The sequence below is a fragment of the Citrobacter sp. Cf087 genome (assembly GCF_030334285.1).
GTDB lineage: Bacteria > Pseudomonadota > Gammaproteobacteria > Enterobacterales > Enterobacteriaceae > Citrobacter > Citrobacter freundii.
Genome location: NZ_JAOWED010000022.1, coordinates 529,822 through 551,963, shown reverse-complemented (window position 1 = coordinate 551,963; position 22,142 = coordinate 529,822). Strand labels below are relative to the sequence as shown.

24 protein-coding genes and 1 other annotated feature are annotated in these 22,142 nt (G+C 51.3%); of the genes, 8 read left to right on the top strand and 16 right to left on the bottom strand.

Annotation, left to right across the window (positions count from 1 at the left end; translation table 11 throughout):
- Positions 1–42 precede the first annotated feature (42 nt).
- From OGV57_RS04755 to thrS, 12 genes are all read right to left on the bottom strand, one after another.
- Complete coding sequence (locus OGV57_RS04755; RefSeq protein ID WP_003836644.1) at positions 43–507, bottom strand: NlpC/P60 family protein; 465 nt, start codon at positions 505–507, stop codon at positions 43–45.
- Positions 508–584: 77 nt separating this feature from the next.
- Positions 585–1,334 (bottom strand): vitamin B12 ABC transporter ATP-binding protein BtuD, encoded by a 750-nt coding sequence (gene btuD, locus OGV57_RS04750; RefSeq protein WP_003030567.1) that lies wholly within the window; start codon positions 1,332–1,334, stop codon positions 585–587.
- Entirely contained in the window at positions 1,334–1,885 is a 552-nt protein-coding gene (locus OGV57_RS04745; RefSeq protein WP_003030569.1) for a glutathione peroxidase, read from the bottom strand. The genes btuD and OGV57_RS04745 overlap by 1 nt, the downstream gene beginning before the upstream one ends.
- A gap of 60 nt (positions 1,886–1,945) precedes the next feature.
- A complete protein-coding gene (gene btuC / locus OGV57_RS04740; protein ID WP_054528310.1) occupies positions 1,946–2,926 on the bottom strand; it encodes a vitamin B12 ABC transporter permease BtuC in 981 nt (326 codons plus the stop codon).
- Positions 2,927–3,079: 153 nt separating this feature from the next.
- Complete coding sequence (gene ihfA / locus OGV57_RS04735) at positions 3,080–3,379, bottom strand: integration host factor subunit alpha (RefSeq protein ID WP_003030571.1); 300 nt, start codon at positions 3,377–3,379, stop codon at positions 3,080–3,082.
- 4 nt (positions 3,380–3,383) lie between these two features.
- Positions 3,384–5,771: a phenylalanine--tRNA ligase subunit beta gene (pheT, locus tag OGV57_RS04730; RefSeq protein WP_003030574.1), complete on the bottom strand. Its 2,388-nt coding sequence runs from the start codon at positions 5,769–5,771 to the stop codon at positions 3,384–3,386.
- A 15-nt stretch (positions 5,772–5,786) separates the two neighbouring features.
- Positions 5,787–6,770 carry a phenylalanine--tRNA ligase subunit alpha gene (pheS, locus tag OGV57_RS04725; protein WP_003832580.1) on the bottom strand — a complete coding sequence of 328 codons (984 nt, stop codon included), beginning with the start codon at positions 6,768–6,770 and terminating at the stop codon, positions 5,787–5,789.
- 124 nt (positions 6,771–6,894) lie between these two features.
- Positions 6,895–7,019: a sequence feature (Phe leader region), on the bottom strand.
- The gene (gene pheM, locus OGV57_RS04720; RefSeq protein WP_001386830.1) at positions 6,970–7,014 is read right to left on the bottom strand and encodes a pheST operon leader peptide PheM; all 45 of its coding nucleotides are present in this window, start codon (positions 7,012–7,014) and stop codon (positions 6,970–6,972) included. It overlaps the preceding feature by 45 nt.
- 120 nt (positions 7,020–7,139) lie before the next feature.
- Positions 7,140–7,496: a 50S ribosomal protein L20 gene (rplT, locus tag OGV57_RS04715; protein WP_003030578.1), complete on the bottom strand. Its 357-nt coding sequence runs from the start codon at positions 7,494–7,496 to the stop codon at positions 7,140–7,142.
- A 55-nt stretch (positions 7,497–7,551) separates the two neighbouring features.
- Positions 7,552–7,749 (bottom strand): 50S ribosomal protein L35, encoded by a 198-nt coding sequence (gene rpmI / locus OGV57_RS04710; RefSeq protein WP_003030583.1) that lies wholly within the window; start codon positions 7,747–7,749, stop codon positions 7,552–7,554.
- Between the two features lie 96 nt (positions 7,750–7,845).
- Positions 7,846–8,388, bottom strand: a complete 543-nt coding sequence (infC, locus tag OGV57_RS04705) for a translation initiation factor IF-3 (RefSeq protein ID WP_048997935.1) — start codon at positions 8,386–8,388, stop codon at positions 7,846–7,848.
- A 3-nt stretch (positions 8,389–8,391) separates the two neighbouring features.
- A complete protein-coding gene (gene thrS, locus OGV57_RS04700; protein WP_003832572.1) occupies positions 8,392–10,320 on the bottom strand; it encodes a threonine--tRNA ligase in 1,929 nt (642 codons plus the stop codon).
- Between the two features lie 304 nt (positions 10,321–10,624).
- Here thrS and yniD point away from each other — a divergent pair, with 304 nt between their 5' ends.
- On the top strand, positions 10,625–10,732 hold the full coding sequence (yniD, locus tag OGV57_RS04695) for a small membrane protein YniD (protein ID WP_003030590.1): 108 nt from the start codon (positions 10,625–10,627) through the stop codon (positions 10,730–10,732).
- A 167-nt stretch (positions 10,733–10,899) separates the two neighbouring features.
- On the opposite strand, the gene OGV57_RS04690 is transcribed toward yniD, so the two are convergent.
- Complete coding sequence (locus OGV57_RS04690; protein WP_003840911.1) at positions 10,900–11,658, bottom strand: DUF481 domain-containing protein; 759 nt, start codon at positions 11,656–11,658, stop codon at positions 10,900–10,902.
- Positions 11,659–11,945: 287 nt separating this feature from the next.
- Here OGV57_RS04690 and pfkB point away from each other — a divergent pair, with 287 nt between their 5' ends.
- Together pfkB and OGV57_RS04680 are read left to right on the top strand one after the other, a co-directional pair.
- Positions 11,946–12,875, top strand: a complete 930-nt coding sequence (gene pfkB, locus OGV57_RS04685) for a 6-phosphofructokinase II (protein WP_003030596.1) — start codon at positions 11,946–11,948, stop codon at positions 12,873–12,875.
- 270 nt (positions 12,876–13,145) lie between these two features.
- Positions 13,146–14,006 carry a fructosamine kinase family protein gene (locus OGV57_RS04680; protein WP_003030598.1) on the top strand — a complete coding sequence of 287 codons (861 nt, stop codon included), beginning with the start codon at positions 13,146–13,148 and terminating at the stop codon, positions 14,004–14,006.
- A gap of 64 nt (positions 14,007–14,070) precedes the next feature.
- Here the strand turns inward: OGV57_RS04680 and OGV57_RS04675 are convergent, their stop codons facing one another.
- Entirely contained in the window at positions 14,071–14,607 is a 537-nt protein-coding gene (locus OGV57_RS04675; protein WP_003030600.1) for a YniB family protein, read from the bottom strand.
- Between the two features lie 167 nt (positions 14,608–14,774).
- Between OGV57_RS04675 and hxpB the strand changes: the two genes are divergently transcribed.
- From hxpB to tcyP, 4 genes are all read left to right on the top strand, one after another.
- Positions 14,775–15,443: a hexitol phosphatase HxpB gene (gene hxpB, locus OGV57_RS04670; protein ID WP_003030602.1), complete on the top strand. Its 669-nt coding sequence runs from the start codon at positions 14,775–14,777 to the stop codon at positions 15,441–15,443.
- A gap of 146 nt (positions 15,444–15,589) precedes the next feature.
- Entirely contained in the window at positions 15,590–16,351 is a 762-nt protein-coding gene (kduD, locus tag OGV57_RS04665; protein WP_054528309.1) for a 2-dehydro-3-deoxy-D-gluconate 5-dehydrogenase KduD, read from the top strand.
- Between the two features lie 83 nt (positions 16,352–16,434).
- Positions 16,435–17,034 (top strand): metal-dependent hydrolase, encoded by a 600-nt coding sequence (locus tag OGV57_RS04660; protein ID WP_086551139.1) that lies wholly within the window; start codon positions 16,435–16,437, stop codon positions 17,032–17,034.
- A 135-nt stretch (positions 17,035–17,169) separates the two neighbouring features.
- Positions 17,170–18,561 carry a cystine/sulfocysteine:cation symporter gene (tcyP, locus tag OGV57_RS04655; protein WP_003030608.1) on the top strand — a complete coding sequence of 464 codons (1,392 nt, stop codon included), beginning with the start codon at positions 17,170–17,172 and terminating at the stop codon, positions 18,559–18,561.
- Between the two features lie 63 nt (positions 18,562–18,624).
- Here the strand turns inward: tcyP and cedA are convergent, their stop codons facing one another.
- A complete protein-coding gene (gene cedA, locus OGV57_RS04650; protein ID WP_071524328.1) occupies positions 18,625–18,888 on the bottom strand; it encodes a cell division activator CedA in 264 nt (87 codons plus the stop codon).
- A 192-nt stretch (positions 18,889–19,080) separates the two neighbouring features.
- On the opposite strand from cedA, the gene katE reads away from it, so the two are divergent.
- Complete coding sequence (gene katE / locus OGV57_RS04645; protein WP_044712208.1) at positions 19,081–21,339, top strand: catalase HPII; 2,259 nt, start codon at positions 19,081–19,083, stop codon at positions 21,337–21,339.
- A 36-nt stretch (positions 21,340–21,375) separates the two neighbouring features.
- On the opposite strand, the gene chbG is transcribed toward katE, so the two are convergent.
- Positions 21,376–22,134, bottom strand: coding sequence for a chitin disaccharide deacetylase (gene chbG, locus OGV57_RS04640; protein ID WP_049003634.1), 759 nt, complete (start codon positions 22,132–22,134; stop codon positions 21,376–21,378).
- Positions 22,135–22,142: the final 8 nt, after the last annotated feature.

The following is a 22,142-nucleotide window of genomic DNA, read 5'->3' as shown; positions in this document are numbered from 1 at the left end:
TGTCGAGGCTGCCACTCGATGGCAGCCTCGGAGTTGTGGGGATTAAATACGTCGCGCCTGCCAAAAGTTTTTACGCCAGTAAACGTTATCCAGAGACGAGCGCATCACTCCACGGCTGGTTGAAGCATGAATAAATTGATTATTGGTATCGTAAATACCGACATGCAGACCGCTTTCCCCAGACCCGGTTTTAAAGAAAACCAGATCGCCGGGCAGCAAATCGTCTTTATCAATTTCGGTACCAATCTTTGATTGCGTACGCGTATCGCGTGGGAGTTGCAGATCGAATTTATCGCGCATCGTCATCAAAACAAATCCAGAACAATCCACCCCGCTACGACTCATACCACCATAACGATAGGGTGTGCCATGCCAGGTTTGTAGCTGATCATTAAGACCGGCGATAACGGCGATTGAATCCGACAAGCGGGCATTTGGCGCAGGCGCACGATGGCTGCTGCAGCCCGCCAAAAACAATGCTGTGATTAAAAGGAGCCAAAAGCGCATTCAGTACGAATCCTCTGAATTTTATTTTTATACCAATTTAGCGTGGAAATTATATGATTTTCAAGAACCCATTTAACTTAAGTGGTTGATATGAGCATTCTGTGCCCTTCAATATCCAAACGTCGGAAGTTGACGCCATAGGCCGCAGACAGATTAGCCGGCGTCAGTACCGCATCTCGAGAACCACTGGCAAGCAGTTTCCCGCGTTTGAGTAGCCAGGCTTTATGCGCATGGCGTAAGGTGTGATTAAGGTCGTGACTGCTCATCACAATCGCTATGCCCTGCAAACACAGCTGACTCAACAATCGATCCAGTGCGTTTTGTTGCGCGACGTCCAGACTGTTCATCGGCTCATCCAGGAGTAAAAGCTGACCTAATGGATTCGCTTGTGGGCAAATCTGCAGGATAACCGCAGCCAGGCGCACACGCTGCCACTCACCGCCGGAGAGTTGGTTCACGCCGCGCCCCAGTTTATCTCCCAGGCCGAGCGCATCGGCGACCTCCTGTAACAGATCGGTACGTGCTTTGTCGGGTTGATGCAGCGTCAGAAAATGCCAGACCGGCATCGCAAACGGGGGATTTTGCTGTTGCGCAAGATAGGCACGATATTGCGCCAGCCTGGCAGCCGGCCATTCCTCCAACGGCATATCACCAAAAGTGATGCTGCCCTCTCCGTTCGTCAGACCCGCCATACGCGCCAACAGCGTACTTTTTCCGGCACCGTTTGGTCCCACTAAATGCAGGATCTCTCCTGCTTTTATCTCACCAGAAAGCGGGCCAAGACGGGTCGATTCCGCGACGTCCTGTAGCTGCATCAATCGAGACATTAGTTTGCCAGCGCCTGCTTGATGGTTTGCACCAGAATGGGATCCTCAGGCGTCATATCCGGTGAGAATCGTTGCAGCACTTTTCCATCGCGCCCCACTAAAAACTTCTCGAAATTCCACAGAATATCGTCCGGGTAGAGCGGCGCACGACCTTTGCTCGCCATTCGCTCATAGAACCCACTGTCCGCAGGTGCAACGGCCGTTGGTGCGGCATCAATCAGCTTCTGATACAGCGGATGGCGTCCCTCGCCGTTGACGTCAATTTTGCTGAACATCGGGAAAGTTACGCCCCAGGTGGTACTGCAGTACGTTTTTATTTCCTCTTCGCTGCCCGGCTCCTGGCCCAGAAACTGATTGCAAGGGAAACCAAGAACGCTGAAGCCCTGTTGGTGCCAGGTTTTCTGCAGATTCTCCAGTTGCTCGTACTGCGGCGTCAGTCCACATTTTGAAGCAACGTTGACGATTAACAGCACATTTCCGGAATACGGCTGCAGTGAGGTAACCTCGCCGTCGATGGTCGTCACTTCTGTATCGAGGATAGTGTTTTGCATAGCATCTCCAGAACAACAGGTGGATTTTCAGTTTTTAATCATAGACCGAACTAACGCGTTCTAGCGCGCGGCTTTTAACAATAGCCAGATAAATACCGGTGCGCCCATGGTGGCCGTCACCACGCCGATAGGTAACTCAGCCGAGGCCAGCACCAGACGCGCGACAACATCAGCAAACAGTAATGCGATTGCACCAGCCAACGCACAACCTGGCAATAAAACACGGTGATCGGTGAGGCCGCACAGTCGCAAAATATGCGGGATCACAAGCCCAATAAAACCAATCGCCCCTGCCAGAGCCACGCTCACGCCGACCATCCAGCCTGTGGCGACCACCAGCATGTTGCGCCAGAACCATAGTGGCAGCCCCAGCTGACGAGCAGATGTCTCTCCTAATGCCAGCATATTCATCGGCTGCGACTGACAGCAGATCCACACCAGTACCGGAATCAACGCCACCATGAGCCAGGCCTGATGCCAGTCTACGCCACCGAAGCCCCCCATCATCCAGTACATCAGCTGTCGTAAGTCAAATGAGGTGGAGAAGTAGATGGCCCATGTCATCAGCGCGCTACAGATAATCCCCAGCGCCACCCCTGCCAACAGCAGACGGCTGGTAGACAAATGGCGGCGGGCGAAACGTAGCAGTATGAGCGTGATAATCAGCGCCCCGGCAATGGCGCAAAGGCCCAATGCCCAGCCGGGAAGTTGCCCCTGCCCCAGCAGCACCGCCGCGATGAGCCCGACTCCCGCGCCGTTAGACACGCCTAATAATCCCGGCTCGGCGAGCGGATTTTCAAAGAGAGCTTGCATCACTGCGCCTGATAAGGCCAACGCAGCGCCTACCAGCAAAACGGCAAGGGTACGGGGAAGTCGGATTTGCCAGACGAACAGATCGCCGCGGGCGCTGAACCAGTCGCCGGGAGCGATCCATTGTTCTCCTGCGCACAAGCTTAGAATCGTTGCCAGTAGCATAAGTACTGACAGTGACAGTATCCAGCGCACATTTCGACGCTGCTGTTGATGGGCGAAAGTCAGCATGTTTTCCATTCTGCTGAAAAGAGATGAAGGTGATTCTACGGTGCTGATTCGGTAGTGAAAAGGAAAAAGGCCGCAGAGCGGCCTTTTTAGTTATATATCATGGTTTGCGCTGCCGCTTTGATGGCAGAGCAAGTGACTTAACGGATCGTTAAATCACTCTTCTTTGGGCGTTGCGTTTTCGACCCGGCTTTTTAACTTCTGTCCGGGTCTGAAGGTCACCACGCGCCGTGCTGTAATGGGAATATCTTCGCCCGTTTTCGGGTTACGGCCCGGACGTTGATTCTTATCACGCAGATCGAAGTTACCAAAACCAGAGAGTTTTACCTGCTCACCATTTTCCAGAGCACGACGGATCTCTTCGAAAAACAGCTCGACCAGTTCTTTGGCATCCCGCTTGCTAAGCCCAAGCTTATCAAACAGATATTCTGACATTTCAGCTTTTGTAAGCGCCATAGGTTCAATCCCTCAATGATGCCTGGAATCGCTCTTTTAATGCCTCTACACATTTGGCGACGGTAGCGGCAATCTCCTCTTCTTCAAGTGTACGGCTGGTATCCTGAAGGATCAGGCTGATAGCGAGGCTCTTATAACCCTCCGCAACACCCTTACCGCGGTACACGTCAAATAAGTTTACGCCAACTACCTGATTTACGCCAACTTTCTTACACTCGGATAAAATATCCGCAGCGGGAACGTTTTCGGCCACAACAACCGCGATGTCGCGACGGTTCGCCGGGAAGCGAGAAACTTCACGCGCCTGAGGCACCACGCGGTCTGCGAGCTTATTCCACTCCAGTTCAAACACCAGAGTGCGACCGTTCAGATCCAGTTTACGTTCCAGTTCAGGATGAACAACCCCAATGAAACCAATACGTTCACCTTTCAGATAAATCGCCGCAGACTGACCCGGATGCAGTGCTGGATTCGCTTCAGCTTTGAACTGAATGTCTGCCAGTTTGCCGGTCAGGTCGAGAACCGCTTCCAGATCGCCTTTCAGATCATAGAAATCAACGGTCTCTTTTGCCAGATTCCAGTGTTCATCATGACGGTTACCGCAGATCACGCCCGCCAGCATCAGATCCTGACGGATCCCGAGATTGGCCTGTGTATCCGGTACGAAACGTAAACCCGTTTCAAAAATACGTACGCGGTTCTGCTGACGGTTCTGGTTATACACTACCGTAGACAGCAAGCCGGTCCACAGGGACAAACGCATAGCCGACATATCAATAGAGATTGGGCTTGGCAACAGCAGTGCTTCTTCACCCGGGTGCAGCAGCGACTGGACTTTCGGATCGACGAAGCTGTAGGTAATTACTTCCTGGTAGCCTTTGTCATTCAGCATGGTTTTTACACGTTTCAGCGACAAATCCGCTTCACGATGCGTACCCATGATAAGACCCGCCTGAATCGGCGTGTTCGGGATATTGTCATAACCGTATACGCGGGCGACTTCTTCGACCAGGTCTTCTTCAATTTCCATATCGAAACGCCAGCTCGGCGCGACCGCTTTCCACTCATCCTGCCCTTCCGTCACGTCACAACCCAGACGACGCAGAATGTCGCTCACCTGCTCATCCGCAATATGGTGTCCGATCAGACGATCCAGTTTGCTACGACGAAGCGTAATGGTTGCGCGTTTTGGCAGCGTGTCTTCGTTCGTCACGTCAATGACTGGACCCGCTTCGCCGCCGCAGATATCGATCAGCAGGCGCGTTGCACGTTCCATGGCCTTATGTTGCAGAGCCGGATCGACACCACGCTCATAGCGGTGAGAAGCATCGGTGTGCAGACCGTGACGACGTGCGCGACCGGTAATAGACAGCGGGCTGAAGAATGCACATTCCAGCAGGACGTTTTGCGTTTCATCATTCACGCCGGAATGTTCGCCACCAAAGATGCCGCCCATCGCCAGCGCTTTGTTATGGTCCGCAATCACCAGCGTATCCGCATTCAGCTTCGCTTCGCTGCCATCCAGCAATACCAGGGTCTCACCCTCTTTTGCCATACGGACAACAATTCCGCCTTCAATGCGGTCTTTGTCGAATGCGTGCATCGGCTGGCCCAGTTCGAGCAGCACATAGTTAGTCACGTCAACCACGGCATCGATTGAACGAATACCGCAACGACGCAGTTTTTCTTTCATCCACAGCGGGGTCGGCGCTTTAACATTGATGCCTTTAACCACGCGGCCCAGATAGCGTGGACAGGCTTCCACGGCTTCAACCTGAATCGGCAGGACGTCGCTAATGGTTGCCGCTACAGGCGCGATTTCCGGCTCAACCAGCGGAGCTTTGTTCAGCACAGCAACATCACGTGCGACACCGATAATGCCTAAGCAGTCGGCGCGGTTCGGCGTAACGCTGATTTCGATAGTGTTGTCGTCAAGCTTCAGGTATTCACGGATATCGGTGCCAATTGGCGCATCGGCCGGCAGTTCGATAATACCGTTATGATCGTCGGAAATACCCAGCTCAGAGAATGAGCACAGCATACCTTCAGACGGCTCACCGCGCAGTTTCGCGGCTTTGATTTTGAAATCGCCCGGCAGAACGGCACCAACGGTTGCCACAGCCACTTTCAGCCCCTGACGGCAGTTTGGTGCACCACAGACAATATCCAGCAGACGGTCGCCGCCTACATTCACTTTGGTGACACGCAGTTTGTCAGCGTTCGGGTGCTGGCCACATTCAACCACTTCACCCACCACAACGCCGTTAAACGCGCCGGAAACAGGTTCCACACCGTCAACTTCCAGACCCGCCATTGTGATTTGGTTTGACAGAGCATCGCTATCAATCGCCGGGTTTACCCATTCGCGTAACCACAGTTCACTGAATTTCATTGTTTTATCCTGCCTTTATTTAAACTGTTTGAGGAAACGCAGATCGTTTTCGAAGAAAGAACGCAGATCGGTAACACCGTAACGCAGCATGGTCAGACGCTCCATCCCCATACCAAATGCAAAGCCCGAGTAGATTTCCGGATCGATGCCAACATTACGCAGCACGTTCGGGTGAACCATCCCGCAACCCAGCACTTCCAGCCACTTACCGTTTTTGCCCATCACGTCTACTTCCGCAGAAGGTTCAGTGAACGGGAAGTAGGAAGGACGGAAACGAACCTGCAGGTCTTCTTCAAAGAAGTTGCGCAGGAAATCGTGCAGCGTGCCTTTCAGGTTGGTGAAGTTGATGTTGGTATCAACAATCAGCCCTTCCATCTGATGGAACATCGGGGTGTGAGTCTGATCGTAATCGTTACGATATACACGGCCCGGGGCGATAATACGGATCGGCGGCTGTTTTTCCTTCATGGTGCGGATCTGCACGCCGGAAGTCTGCGTACGCAGCAAACGCGTCGCGTCAAACCAGAAAGTGTCGTGGTCAGCGCGCGCCGGATGATGGCCAGGAATGTTCAGCGCATCGAAGTTATGATAGTCATCTTCGATTTCCGGACCAGTCGCCACGGTAAAGCCCAGCTCACCAAAGAAACTTTCAATCCTGTCAATTGTACGCGTTACAGGATGCAGACCGCCGTTTTCGATACGACGCCCTGGCAGGGAGATATCGATAGTTTCTTCAGCCAGACGAGCATTCAGAGCAGCACTTTCTAGTTCGGCCTTACGCGCGTTCAGCGCTTGCTGCACCTGCTCTTTGGCTTCGTTTATCACCGCACCTGCTGCCGGGCGCTCTTCTGGCGGCAGTTCGCGCAGGGTTGTCATCTGAAGGGTCAGGTGCCCTTTCTTGCCCAAATATTCGACGCGGACATTGTCTAACGCGGCAACATCTGAAGCCTGGTTAATGGCGGCCGTTGCACTGGCAACCAGCTCTGCGAGATGTGACATGGTTTTCCTCGTTATGTTGCGATATTCACTAGTCGCTCATATATACGCAAAATCATTCAAGTTGTATCAACGCAGCAAAAGAGCGAATGCAGCCAATACAGAGACAACTTGAAGGATGACGCGTATAAAAAAAGCCTCCACCAGGGAGGCTTTTAGGCGCTGTTTTCCGTTTCTTCTTTCACGCGCAAGCCTCCTGATTTCAGGTGCTAAAGTAAAAGAAGAAGCGGAAAATAGCAGCATTCATGCTTGCGTTACCTTGTGTGGTAAAAACCGGACAACCTTTATTGAAAAGGCTTACGGATAAATTGTCAACTAATTGATTGTACTGCAAATAAAAGAGAGGGAGCCAGGCTCCCTCTTTTCACCGGCTTATGCCAGAGCTGCTTTCGCTTTTTCGACCAGAGCGGTGAACGCTACTTTGTCGAATACTGCGATGTCAGCCAGGATCTTACGGTCGATTTCAACAGAGGCTTTTTTCAGGCCGTTGATGAATTTGCTGTAAGAAATACCGTTCTGACGTGCTGCTGCGTTGATACGCGCAATCCACAGTTGACGGAACTGACGCTTTTTCTGACGACGGTCACGATAAGCGTACTGACCAGCTTTGATAACAGCCTGGAAGGCAACGCGGTATACGCGAGAACGCGCACCGTAGTAGCCTTTAGCTTGTTTCAAAATTTTCTTGTGACGTGCACGGGCAACTACACCACGTTTTACGCGAGCCATATGTGCTCTCCTGTATCTATATTCTTAGTAAAAAAATGAATTAAACGTTAACGGCTTATGCGTACGGCAGGCACGCGATAACCAGACCCAGATCGCCTTTAGACACGAGGCCTTTTGGACGCAGGTGACGTTTACGCTTAGTAGATTTTTTGGTCAGAATATGACGCAGGTTTGCGTGCTTACGCTTAAATCCACCACCACCGGTTTTTTTGAAACGCTTAGCAGCACCGCGTACGGTCTTAATTTTTGGCATTTTAATAACTTCCACTTCGCATTGTTAATAAACGAAACGTAGGCGAACAACGGCTGTGGAACCCGTAGGCTCCACAGACATTGCTACTTGAAGGCCTTACTGTTTCTTCTTAGGAGCGAGCACCATGATCATCTGGCGGCCTTCGATCTTCGTAGGGAAGGATTCGACTACTGCCAGTTCACTCAGATCGTCACGGACGCGGTTGAGCACTTCCATACCGATCTGTTGGTGGGCCATCTCACGACCGCGAAAACGCAGTGTGATCTTAGCCTTATCGCCATCTTCCAGAAAGCGTACCAGGCTGCGGAGTTTTACCTGGTAATCGCCATCGTCGGTGCCAGGACGGAATTTAATTTCCTTAACCTGGATAACTTTTTGCTTTTTCTTCTGTTCCTTAGAAGACTTACTCTTTTCATAAAGGAACTTGCCGTAGTCCATAATACGACAAACTGGCGGTTCGGCGTTAGGGCTGATTTCAACTAAATCTACTCCAGCTTCTTCAGCTTTTTCGATCGCTTCTCTCAGACTCACAATACCCAAAGCTTCGCCTTCCAGACCTGTTAAGCGAACTTCCAGGGCGCGAATCTCGCCATTGATACGATTCGGACGTGCCGTTTGAACTCGTTTTCCGCCTTTAATACCTTATTCCTCCAGTTGTTGAAGACTGCGGCTGCGAATCTCTTGTTGCAGCTTCTCAATCACTTCATTTACGTCCAGGCTGCCCAAGTCTTTGCCACGACGGGTGCGCACGGCAACTTTGCCTGCTTCTACCTCTTTGTCGCCACAGACCAACATGTAAGGGACACGACGTAAAGTGTGCTCGCGGATTTTAAAGCCAATCTTCTCATTTCTCAAGTCTGCTTTTACACGAATACCCGCATTTTGTAGTTTCTGCGTTAATTCGTTAACGTATTCAGACTGAGAATCGGTGATGTTCATGACCACAACCTGAACCGGCGCAAGCCAGGTCGGGAAGAAGCCAGCGAACTCTTCGGTCAGGATACCGATGAAACGTTCCATCGACCCAAGAATTGCACGGTGAATCATAACCGGCACCTGACGTTCGTTGTTTTCGCCAACGTAAGAGGCGCTTAAACGGGACGGCAGGGAGAAGTCCAGCTGTACAGTACCGCACTGCCATGCACGATCGAGGCAGTCATACAGGGTAAATTCAATTTTCGGACCGTAGAACGCGCCCTCACCCAGTTGGAACTCAAACGGGATGTTGTTTTCTTCCAGCGCAACGGCCAGGTCAGCTTCAGCACGGTCCCACATTTCATCGCTACCGATACGTTTTTCGGGGCGAGTGGACAGTTTGACGACGATTTTCTCGAAGCCAAAGGTGCTGTACATATCGTAGACCATACGAATGCACGCGTTAACTTCATCACGAATCTGCTCTTCAGTACAGAAGATATGCGCATCATCTTGAGTGAAGCCACGAACACGCATCAGGCCATGCAGCGCACCTGACGGTTCATTACGGTGGCAGCTACCAAACTCAGCCATACGCAGCGGCAGATCGCGATAGGATTTCAGACCCTGATTAAAGATCTGTACGTGGCCCGGGCAGTTCATTGGCTTAATGCAGTATTCACGGTTCTCAGAAGAGGTGGTGAACATTGCATCTTTGTAGTTATCCCAGTGACCTGTTTTTTCCCACAGCACGCGGTCCATCATGAACGGACCTTTCACTTCCTGATACTGGTATTCTTTCAGTTTTGAGCGAACAAAGACTTCCAGTTCACGGAAGATAGTCCAGCCATCGTTGTGCCAGAACACCATACCCGGTGCTTCTTCCTGCATATGATACAGGTCAAGCTGCTTGCCGATTTTACGGTGGTCGCGTTTGGCCGCTTCTTCCAGACGTTGCAGATAGGCATTCAGGGCTTTTTTATCTGCCCATGCAGTACCATAAATACGCTGCAGCATCTTGTTATTGCTGTCGCCACGCCAGTATGCCCCAGCGGTCTTCATCAGTTTGAAATGATGGCAGAAACGCATGTTCGGCACGTGCGGGCCACGGCACATATCGACATATTCTTCATGATGGTACAAGCCAGGCTTGTCATCATGGGCGATGTTTTCATCAAGAATAGAGACTTTATAGGTCTCGCCACGCTTCACGAAGGTTTCACGCGCTTCGTACCAGCTGACTTTCTTCTTAATGACATCGTAGTTTTTCTCAGCGAGCTCGTGCATCCGCTTTTCGAGCGCGTCGACGTCTTCCTGGGTTAACGTACGGTCAAGATCGATATCGTAGTAAAAACCGTTATCAACAACCGGTCCGATCGCCATTTTGGTGTGCGGCCAGAGTTGTTTGATCGCGTGCCCTAACAGGTGCGCACAGGAGTGACGAATGATCTCCAGACCTTCTTCATCCTTCGCGGTGATGATGGAGAGCTTCGCATCATGCTCAATCAGATCGGAAGCATCTACCAGCTCACCGTCAACACGGCCAGCAATAGTGGCTTTCGCCAGACCAGGACCGATGTCCAGCGCAACATCCATGGGGCTTACAGCGTGGTCGTAATGGCGTTGGCTGCCATCAGGAAGAGTAATAACAGGCATGTTATATCCTTATTTGCAGTGGTGACCCACACGTAAGATCACATACAAAGATTCAATATTTAAAATTATCAAAAAGGTGTGGGCTGATTCCCGCTTCACTCTGCGAAATATGTCACTGATTGCCTCAATGGCTACACTGGACCTACACCCGCTTTTTGATAACACCGTTTCACAGTGTACACGGCATTTCGAGCCGATCAAAGCAACAATCAACGCGCGCTCTATGATGTAAATCAATTCACTGACACCCTGACGTCTTTGTTACACTTGCAGAAAGTCATCTAATCTGAGCAGGAAAAGAACAATGCCAACAAATCGCTTTGCAAAGAAACACTGGAAGATGGTTGTGATCCTGCTCGTTATTTGTGCAGCAATGCTAATGCTACGTTGGGCAGCGATGATCTGGGGTTAAATGACGCTCACCCGCTATTCCAGTTTCGTTTATTTATCAATTAAATCGAATTCGTCTGAAAAATAGCGCGTTATTGATAAGTACTAAAAATAAAACACAGATTATCTATTAAATAACCTTAACTTTAATAGATAAAAGCCGGGCCAATTATTTGACCCGGTTTGTCATTACATCCGGTAGCCGAGTGAAACAGTAGTACGACGATCGGTATGTTCCGGCGCTGTTGCCGGTGGTTCAGAGTTCCAGGTGACGTTGTAAGCCACCTTTAACCCAAAGTGTTCGTTGATGGCAACGTTCAAGGCCGTTTCAGAGTTGAGCGTTGTATCGTCCGCACCGAATACCGACACGCCTTGCGTAAATTTAGTATTGTCCGTCATCTGCCATGCATAGGCCCCGGACGCATAGCCCAGCGGCTGTGTTTCGGTGGTGCCATCCGTGTGCTCGTCATAGCGCACGCCAGGACCGAATTCGAAACGGAAGCTGTGCACAGGCCCGTTGAGGAACTGACGACCATAACCCGCGGTCAGCACATCACGCTCGCGGTAGCCGTTGTAGCGGTCGGTCAACCAGCTTGCCTGTCCAAAGAGATAGTCATAGTCGGTCATGTTGTAACGACTACGGCCACCTACGGCATATTTCTCCGATGAACGCTCATCATTTGAGGAGGTATTACTGGCATTTCCCCACAGAGACCATGCGGTCGTTTGGCCGTACCAAGTCATGGTGGTATCTGCGGTTAAAGAAGAACTTTTTGTGTTGCCTGACTGGGCGAGATATCCCGCGTTCAGGTTACCTTCAAAGGGTTTTTTCGCGCTGGAAGGGTCATCCATGACAGTAAAAACGGAATCATCGGCGGCAGCATGCATTGACGCAAGCAGGCCTCCCGTCAGCAGCAATGCTGCGGGCACTGTCTTCAAAAGCTTCATTTATTAAGAGTCCGTACAACAAAAAAAGAGACCATTACGGTCTCGGAAACTTTCATATGGATCAATGACAAAAGACCCTTGAAAGGTAACAAATTATAAAAAGACTCGAATAACATAGCAATAAATTCTTATTTCATTTTTTGAATAAGAGCGTTCCTAAACCTTTATTTTATTTATATAACTTTATGACGATAATTTTAAATAAAGATATGAAAAATCATGTTGTTAATTACTTCACTTTCGGGAGGTTAAGTGCCAGACTGAGGACAGCCTAACAGGAGGTAAAGATGGTACGTATCTATACGTTAACACTTGCGCCCTCTCTCGATAGCGCAACAATCACCCCGCAAATTTACCCGGAAGGTAAGCTTCGTTGTACCTCGCCGGTTTTTGAACCCGGCGGCGGCGGCATCAACGTCGCTCGCGCAATTGCCCATCTTGGCGGAACCGCAACGGCGATTTTCCCCGCGGGGGGTGCAACCGGAGAGCATCTTGTTGCATTGCTCGCCGACGAAAATGTTCCCGTATCCACCGTCGAAGCCAAAGACTGGACCCGACAAAATCTTCATGTCCACATTGAGTCCAGCGGCGAACAGTATCGTTTTGTCATGCCTGGCGCTGCGCTGACCGATGACGAGTTCTACCAACTTCAGGATCAGGTGCTGGAAATTGAATCTGGTGCATTGCTGGTCATCAGCGGTAGTTTGCCGCCCGGCGTACAGCTTGAGAAGTTGACCCGACTGATTACCACCGCACAAAAACAGGGGATCCGCTGTATTGTCGACAGTTCAGGCGAAGCACTGACGGCGGCGTTAGCCATCGGCAATATCGAACTGGTCAAACCCAACCTCAAAGAACTGAGTGCGCTGGTAAACCGCGAACTGACACAGCCCGATGATGTGCGCAAGGCCGCGCAGGAAATCGTACATAGTGGGAAAGCGCACCGCGTTGTGGTCTCGCTTGGGCCGCAAGGGGCGCTGGGCGTAGATCGAGAAACCTGCGTTCAGGTGGTTCCGCCACCGGTGAAAAGTCAAAGCACCGTAGGCGCGGGCGACAGCATGGTCGGGGCCATGACGCTTAAACTGGCTGAGAATGCACCTTTTGAGGATATTGTCCGTTACGGCGTCGCCGCAGGTAGCGCAGCAACGCTCAATCAGGGTACGCGCCTGTGCTCTTTGGACGACACGCAAAAAATTTATTCGTATCTCACTCAGTAATGACACCGTCCCTCTTATGAAGAGAAAGAGGGATTCTCGCGTAAAACTGTCAGCATGGATGTTATGCGACTATGATAAAAAATCACGTGATTACAAAGAAGTGAATCATGTGCAGTCAGACGTCTCCACAACGGTACGGGGTGAAGAAGAGCGACAAACATTAAGTGCCTTTCCAGCGATGACGCGTCCGTGGTGTGCGTCAGTTCGTGTTTTTTAACCGCATTCTTGCGCTAACCTTATGATCTGGCAGACAACATGGGGAGAGACATCATGTGGCAGGCTATCAGTCGTCTTTTAAGCGAGCAATTAGGTGAAGGCGAAATCGAACTGCGTAATGAACTGCCCGGCGGAGAGATTCACGCCGCATGGCATTTACGCTATGCGGGGCGAGATTTTTTCGTCAAATGCGATGAAAGAGAGCTGTTAACCGGCTTTACGGCAGAAGCCGATCAGCTGGAGCTACTTTCCCGCAGTCAAACTGTATCTGTACCGAAAGTCTGGGCAGTAGGCGCAGACAGAGATTACAGCTTTCTGGTGATGGATTTCCTCCCTCCCCGTCCGCTTGATGCGCATAACGCGTTTATCCTCGGTCAACAGCTTGCGCATTTGCACGAATGGAGCGACCAGCCTCAGTTTGGCCTCGACTTCGATAACGCGCTCTCTACCACGCCGCAGCCCAATACCTGGCAACGTCGCTGGTCAACCTTTTTCGCCGAGCAGCGAATAGGCTGGCAACTGGAACTCGCCGCTGAAAAAGGCATTGCGTTTGGCAATATTGATGCCATCGTCGAACATGTCCAGCAACGTCTCTCTTCTCATCAGCCGCAGCCGTCTCTCCTGCACGGTGATTTGTGGTCCGGGAACTGCGCCCTCGGTCCTAACGGTCCGTACATCTTTGACCCTGCCTGCTACTGGGGGGACAGAGAGTGTGACCTGGCAATGCTGCCGTTGCATACCGATCAGCCGCCGCAAATTTATGACGGTTACCAGTCTGTCTCACCACTACCGCTGGACTTTCTCGACAGGCAGCCAATCTACCAGCTCTATACGCTGCTGAATCGAGCAATTCTGTTCGGAGGGCAGCATCTGGTTGTGGCGCAGAAAGCGCTGGATAGATTACTCGCTGCTTAGCTACGTACCGCGTTGATTATCAGGCCTGCCGTTTCGCAACGTGGCAGGCCCGATAGAGCGGCACTTACAAAAAGCCCAGCAATGAGAAGAAGAAGTAGCCGATCACGATAACGATCACCGGCAAAATATAAAGCGGGAAAATTTGTAAGAAGATCGTATGGTGCGGTACTACAATTCGCGATTCAAGTTGCTCGCGGGATAATCCTTCACTGCCTTTTGCCTGTTCCAGAATCAGTTGATCCTCAACGCCTTCGCGTAAGAAACGTGCCTGGCGGCTCATTCTGGCGCCTGAATCCTGCAACGCCAGACCGATAAAAATCAGGATGAATATCAGCCAAAAAACGAGATTCAGTCCACTTTGAAAATCGGGTGTTGGCGAGTTATACCAGAACACGTTAAGAAAAGGTGTATTAACCCGCATCATATCGATCATCACGTGAGCAAAATCGAGCATGACCGCGTTAATTCCCTCCTGCTTTTCGCTGTGCGCATACATAAATTTCAGTACAGAAACCAGTGTTGAAATCAGCGCGGGAATGAAAATTACCCATCCCGCCAGCCTTTTCAAGACGGCAATGCGTCCAGCTTGTTGATACGTCATGAGTTCCCCTTGATAAAGACGTGTCATTTTGGCCTAAGTTTACCCGCTGATAACCGTTTTCGCCTGATCTTTAAAGGCGGTATACTGCTTAATTAGCCATAATGAACGCTCAGAGCCTGTTATGACTGGCTCTTAATCCCTTTTATCACCGTAAAGGAGAGGTTGTAATGTCAACCCCGCGTCAAATTCTTGCTGCAATTTTCGATATGGATGGATTACTGGTCGATTCTGAACCGCTTTGGGATCAGGCTGAACTGGATGTGATAGCAAGTTTAGGCGTTGATATCTCCCGCCGCCATGAACTTCCCGACACCCTTGGCTTACGCATCGATATGGTGGTCGATTTGTGGTTTGCGCAGCAACCGTGGAACGGTCCCTCACGTCAGGAGGTCACCGAGCGCATCATCACCCGGGCCATTGCGTTAGTGGAAGAAACAAAACCACTGCTGCCGGGTGTGCGTGAAGCCGTGGCGTTGTGCAAATCTCAGGGAATCAAAGTAGGACTGGCATCCGCCTCGCCGCTGCATATGCTGGAAAAAGTGCTGACCATGTTTGATCTGCGCAGCAGCTTCGACGCGTTGGCTTCTGCAGAAAAACTGCCCTACAGCAAACCGCACCCGCAGGTTTATCTCGATTGCGCCACAAAACTGGGCATTGACCCATTAAACTGCGTAGCACTGGAAGACTCGGTAAACGGCATGATTGCTTCGAAAGCCGCCCGTATGCGTTCCATCGTCGTACCAGCGCATGAGAATCAGGACGATCCCCGCTTCGTCCTTGCCGACGTCAAACTAACCTCGCTCACCGAACTTACTGCCGCTCATCTGCGCGGCTAATCCTGTAACGGGCAATGATCGTATTGCCCGCTTTCTCAGCCCCTTATTTTTAAAACAGCGTTTCATTTTTAATTGAATTTCTGTTTAACCTCTCCTATTCTTGCCCTATAGAGCAAGCGTTAATGACATAAATAGTTGAGGTGAGCATGATTCAGGAAGCTTTTCGTCTCGAAGGTAAAGTAGCCATCGTCACTGGATGTGACACCGGCCTTGGGCAGGGTATGGCAGTGGCGCTGGCTGAAGCGGGCTGCGATGTAGTCGGCGTGAATCGTAAAATACCACATGAAACCGCAGAGAAAATTAACGCTCTCGGTCGACGTTTTATGGCTATTCGGGCCGACCTCAGCCAACAAGATGCTCTCACCAGCATCGTGACACAATCGGTGTCGGCGTTTGGCCGGATCGATATTCTGGTCAACAATGCGGGAACCATACGCCGTCAGGGTGCGCTGGACTTCAGCGAAAAGGATTGGGATGACGTGATGAATCTGAATCTTAAATCCGTTTTCTTTCTGTCACAGGCCGTGGCGCGCCAGTTTCAGGCTCAGGGCAATGGCGGAAAAATTATTAACATTGCCTCAATGCTCTCTTTTCAGGGCGGAATCCGCGTCCCTTCCTATACCGCATCAAAAAGCGGCGTGCTGGGCATCACTCGCCTGCTCGCCAATGAATGGGCGGCCAAAGGAATTAATGTCAATGCTATCGCACCCGGCTATATGGCGACCAATAATACCCAGCAGCTGCGCGCAGACAGCGAGCGCAATCAGGAGATTATCGATCGTATTCCCGCAGGGCGCTGGGGCACACCAAATGACCTGAAAGGCCCGGTCGTATTCCTCGCAAGTCCCGCCTCTGACTATATTCATGGCTATACGCTAGCCGTGGATGGCGGTTGGCTGGCGCGGTAATGGCGCACTTGTGACAAAGGGTTACAACGTCACCTCTTCCGCCTACTGTATAAAACCCCTATACTGTATGAATCGACAGTTTATTGGGTTTTATCATGACGGCGGAAGGCCACCTTCTTTTTTCTATTGCCTGTGCGGTATTTGCCAAGAATGCCGAGCTAACGCCCGTTCTTGCTCAGGGTGACTGGTGGCATATTGTTCCTTCCGCCATTTTAACGTGCCTGCTGCCGGATATTGATCATCCCAAATCCCTGCTGGGGCAGCGTCTGAAGTGGATATCAAAACCCATTGCCCGGGCATTTGGTCATCGCGGGTTTACGCATAGCCTGCTTGCAGTCTTTGCCCTACTGACTACGTTTTACCTGAAAGTCCCGGACACCTGGATAATACCGGCTGATGCCTTACAAGGTATGGTTCTCGGTTATCTCAGCCATATTCTGGCCGATATGCTGACCCCGGCGGGCGTTCCCCTGCTTTGGCCCTGCCGCTGGCGTTTTCGTCTGCCCATCCTCGTGCCGCAAAAAGGCAACCAACTGGAGCGGTTTCTGTGCATGGCACTGTTCGCATGGGCAATCTGGATGCCGCAGACCGTACAAGAGAACAGCGCGGTACGCTGGTCTTCGCAGATGATTAATACGCTACAAATGCAGTTCAATCGTTTCATAACGCATCAGATTGACTAATAAATCAGCCAAAAAGTCATTTTCGGTATAAACAATTCCATTTGAATATAAGAGGCAAGTCACAGTTCTGCTAATCTTGCGCCAACAGAATCACCTTTAAACGGTGATACGTATAATAAGATCAGGAGAACGGGGATGAACTTTCCATTAATCGCGAACATTATCGTGTTCGTAGTGCTGCTGTTCGTGCTGGCGCAAGCCCGTCACAAACAGTGGAGTCTGGCCAAAAAAGTACTGGTCGGTCTGATCATGGGTGTCGTGTTCGGCCTTGCCCTGCACACCATTTATGGTTCCGACAGCCAGGTTCTTAAAGATTCCGTACAGTGGTTCAACATTGTCGGCAACGGTTATGTCCAGTTGCTGCAGATGATTGTTATGCCGCTGGTATTTGCATCTATTCTCAGCGCCGTTGCGCGTCTGCACAATGCCTCTCAGTTAGGTAAAATCAGCTTCCTGACCATCGGAACGCTACTGTTTACCACGCTGATTGCCGCACTGGTCGGGGTTCTGGTGACCAACCTGTTCGGCCTGACCGCCGAAGGTCTGGTGCAAGGTGGTGCCGAGACGGCCCGTCTGAACGCGATTGAAACCAACTATGTTGGCAAAGTGGCTGACCTCAGCGTTCCGCAACTGGTGCTGTCGTTTATTCCGAAAAACCCGTTTGCCGATCTGACTGGCGCCAACCCGACGTCGATTATCAGCGTAGTTATCTTCGCAGCATTCCTTGGTGTAGCCGCACTTAAACTGCTGAAGGATGATGCACCAAAAGGCGAGCGCGTTCTGGTGGCTATCGATACCCTGCAAAGCTGGGTGATGAAGCTGGTTCGTTTGGTGATGCAGTTGACGCCGTACGGTGTTCTGGCGCTGATGACCAAAGTGGTTGCCGGTTCCAACCTTCAGGACATCATTAAGCTGGGTAGCTTCGTCGTGGCCTCTTATCTCGGTCTGGGCATTATGTTCGTGGTTCACGGGATCCTCTTGGGTATTAACGGCGTTAGCCCGCTGAAATACTTCCGTAAGGTGTGGCCGGTGCTGACTTTCGCCTTCACCAGCCGTTCCAGCGCAGCCTCAATTCCGCTGAACGTTGAAGCGCAAACCCGTCGTCTGGGCGTGCCTGAATCCATCGCCTCTTTCGCCGCCTCTTTTGGCGCCACGATTGGCCAGAATGGTTGTGCGGGTCTGTACCCGGCAATGCTGGCAGTAATGGTCGCGCCGACCGTTGGAATCAACCCGCTGGACCCAATGTGGATTGCCACGCTGGTTGGTATCGTGACCGTGAGTTCCGCAGGGGTTGCGGGTGTCGGTGGCGGTGCAACGTTTGCCGCGCTGATCGTTCTGCCTGCTATGGGTCTGCCGGTCACGCTGGTTGCGCTGTTGATCTCCGTTGAACCGCTGATCGATATGGGGCGTACTGCGTTGAACGTAAGCGGTTCCATGACTGCCGGTACGCTGACCAGTCAATGGCTGAAGCAGACCGATAAAACAATTCTGGACAGCGACGATAACGCCGAACTGGCGCATCGCTAAGTCTGTCAGCTAAAAAACAAAAAACCGCCGGAGTATCATGATCCGGCGGTTTTTTTATATCCATTAATCGCTCAGTTCATTTTCCTGACGAACCTGATTAGCCCAGCGCTGCGCTGATTCCGGGACCGTAAATGCAGGCGAACGTTGAAACGACTCCCCCATTAAGACAAAAGCGACATATTTTCCGCGCAGTATCCATACGTCACGAAACGCATCCATTTTAATCGCATGCTCTGGTGGAGCGGGCTCCACGCGAGGAACATAGCTGATAACCGGACGATTTTGTTGGCGAAGAGGTTTCATAATCAGTTGCTTCACTAAAGACAAATTCTAAAAATCAGAAAACTGCTATCTTAGCCGATTTTGTCTCCTGACGTCCTGCCTTGCGTGCGCTGTTTGCCTGGTTCATCGCGCTTTACGTCATCGACCTGTACCTGCGCCGCTGAATGAGTGGTCTATAGTTAAAGTTTTTGACAGCAACAACGACCCTTTCAGCGATGAAAACAGGAGACGAGTTTAATGTCACAGAACGATAAGCACCCACTCCATCACTCAGCGCCGGTTCATGATGCCAGCGAATCCCAGCCAGGACTTGACTCACTGGCGCCAGCAGACGGTTCACATCAGCCAGCGCCTGAACCCACTCCACCAGGCATGCAACCCACCACATCCGGCAGCTTAAAAGCGCCTGACGTCACAAGTGACAAACTCAACGCGCTGGACAGTTTTCGCAAAGGAAGCGAGGATTTTGCCCTGACCACCAATCAGGGCGTGCGCATTGCGGACGATCAAAACTCTCTGCGCGCCGGAAACCGTGGGCCAACTCTGCTGGAAGACTTCATCCTGCGGGAAAAAATCACCCATTTTGATCATGAACGCATCCCGGAGAGGATCGTACATGCCCGAGGTTCTGCCGCTCACGGTTACTTTCAGCCCTATGCCAGTCTCAGCGCGACGACGAAAGCGGACTTTCTGAGTGATGAAAATAAAATCACCCCGGTTTTTGTCCGATTCTCTACGGTTCAGGGCGGCGCAGGCTCTGCGGATACGGTCAGAGATATACGGGGATTTGCGACCAAGTTTTACACTGAAGAGGGCATTTTCGACCTGGTGGGAAACAATACTCCCATCTTCTTTATTCAGGATGCCCATAAATTCCCAGATTTCGTCCATGCGGTTAAACCGGAGCCGCATTGGGCTATCCCGCAGGGTCAAAGCGCCCATGACACCTTCTGGGATTATGTCTCATTACAGCCTGAAACGTTGCACAACGTCATATGGGCAATGTCCGATCGGGGTATTCCGCGCAGCTATCGCACGATGGAAGGCTTTGGTATTCACACATTTCGGTTGATTAATGCGCAAGGGAAAGCCACCTTTGTCCGTTTCCACTGGAAACCGCTGGCAGGCAAAGCTTCGCTGGTATGGGATGAAGCGCAAAAACTTACCGGTCGGGATCCCGACTTTCATCGCCGCGATCTGTGGGAGGCGATTGAAGCGGGCGATTATCCGGAATATGAACTGGGGCTACAGCTCATTCCTGAAGAGGACGAATTCAAGTTCGATTTTGACCTGCTCGATCCAACGAAATTGATACCTGAAGAACTGGTTCCGGTACAACTCGTCGGTAAAATGGTGCTAAACCGCAATCCGGACAATTTTTTCGCCGAAAATGAGCAAGTAGCTTTTCATCCCGGACACATCGTCCCGGGCATCGATTTTACTAACGATCCCTTGTTGCAGGGCCGCTTGTTCTCCTATACCGATACCCAGATCAGTCGTCTGGGCGGGCCCAACTTCCATGAAATCCCAATTAATCGCCCAACCTGTCCGTATCATAATTTCCAGCGTGACGGCATGCATCGCATGGACATCGATACTAACCCGGCCAACTATGAACCGAATTCCATCAATGATAACTGGCCGCGTGAAACACCTCCGGGGCCAAAACGCGGTGGATTTGAGTCGTACCAGGAACGGATTGAAGGAAACAAAATCCGCGAACGCAGCCCCTCTTTCGGCGAATACTATGCGCAGCCTCGTCTGTTCTGGCTAAGTCAGACGCCAATTGAACAGCAGCATATTATAGGCGGATTCAGTTTCGAGCTTAGCAAAGTTACGCGCCCCTATATCAGAGAAAGAGTGGTCGAACAGTTAGCTCATATTGATACTGCCCTCGCCACGGCGGTTGCCGGGAATCTCGGTTTTGAACTCACTGAGGAACAAACCAAAATTATACCGCCGGCCAACGTCAACGGTTTGAAAAATGCGCCGTCACTCAGTTTATATGCAGGTGCGCAAGGTGAGATTAAGGGCCGTGTGGTCGCCATTTTACTTAATGACCAGGTGAAATCGGCCGATCTGCTCGCCATCATGCAAGCCCTACAGGCCGAAGGTGTTCATGCCAAACTGCTCTATTCCCGAATGGGGAATGTGGTTGCCGACGATGGCTCCGTTCTGACAATCGCCGGTACCTTTGCGGGTTCGCCATCCCTGACGGTCGATGCAGTCATTGTTCCATGTGGGAATATTGCGGATATCGCAATGAACGGAGATGCCCGATATTACTTACTCGAAGCGTATAAACACTTAAAACCTATCGCCCTGGCTGGCGATGCTCGTCAGTTTAAAGCAACGTTGAATATCAAAAAGGAAGGAGAAGAAGGCGTGGTGGAAGCGGACAGTGCAGACACACAGTTCATGGATACCCTGCTGACGCTGATGACCGCGCACCGCGTCTGGTCACGCGCCGGAAAAATAGACACGATTCCGGCCTAAAAAAATGCGGCGCATCAAGCGCCGCAAACTCAGGAATTACACGTTTAGAAAACTGCCAAGACGATAACCGCGCTCCGCAATAGCATATTTCAGTGACGAAGACGTCAGCACGTCGAGCTCAGTTAAGCGGGGGTAACAGTAGGCACTTTGACGAATAATGTCATCGATAAAAGCCGGATGACACATCACTTCCAGAGAGGATTCTCCGCGATCGGCTGACGCATCAAGCATCTGCAAAAACAGAGCTTCAGAAATCGCCTCACCGTAAAACTCGCTGCTGAATCCCTGGGAAGTCCGTAAGGTTTCCGGTAAGTCAGACGCCTGGAATACAGCCTGACGATCGATACGCAACGCAATCCCCTTCTGGGCAGCAAACCCTGCTACGATAGGGAAAATTTGCGGGAACATATGCACATGGTGATGGCTATCCAGATGCGTCGGCTCCCGCCCGAACAGGTCAATAAAACGCTGATACTGTGCGGCCAGTTCCTGAGAAATTTCATCCAGCGGCAAAGTGTCTTCCTCCGCCATCTGCCAGATCCATTTCCCCAGTACCCCGTCACGAGTAAGGCCCGGCATTGCCGTCAACGGCCTGCCCAGCGTCAGAACAAAGTGCATTCCGACGGCAAGTTCAGGTATGTCGCGACTCAGCTGTACCGCATGGTCAATTGCCGCACCGTTAATCAGCGCCGTTGTCGAGGTGACAACACCATTGCGACAAGCTTCAACAATGCCGTAGTTTTGTCCTTTACTCAGGCCAAAATCATCCGCATTTACAATCAGTACGCGTTCCATAGCCGACC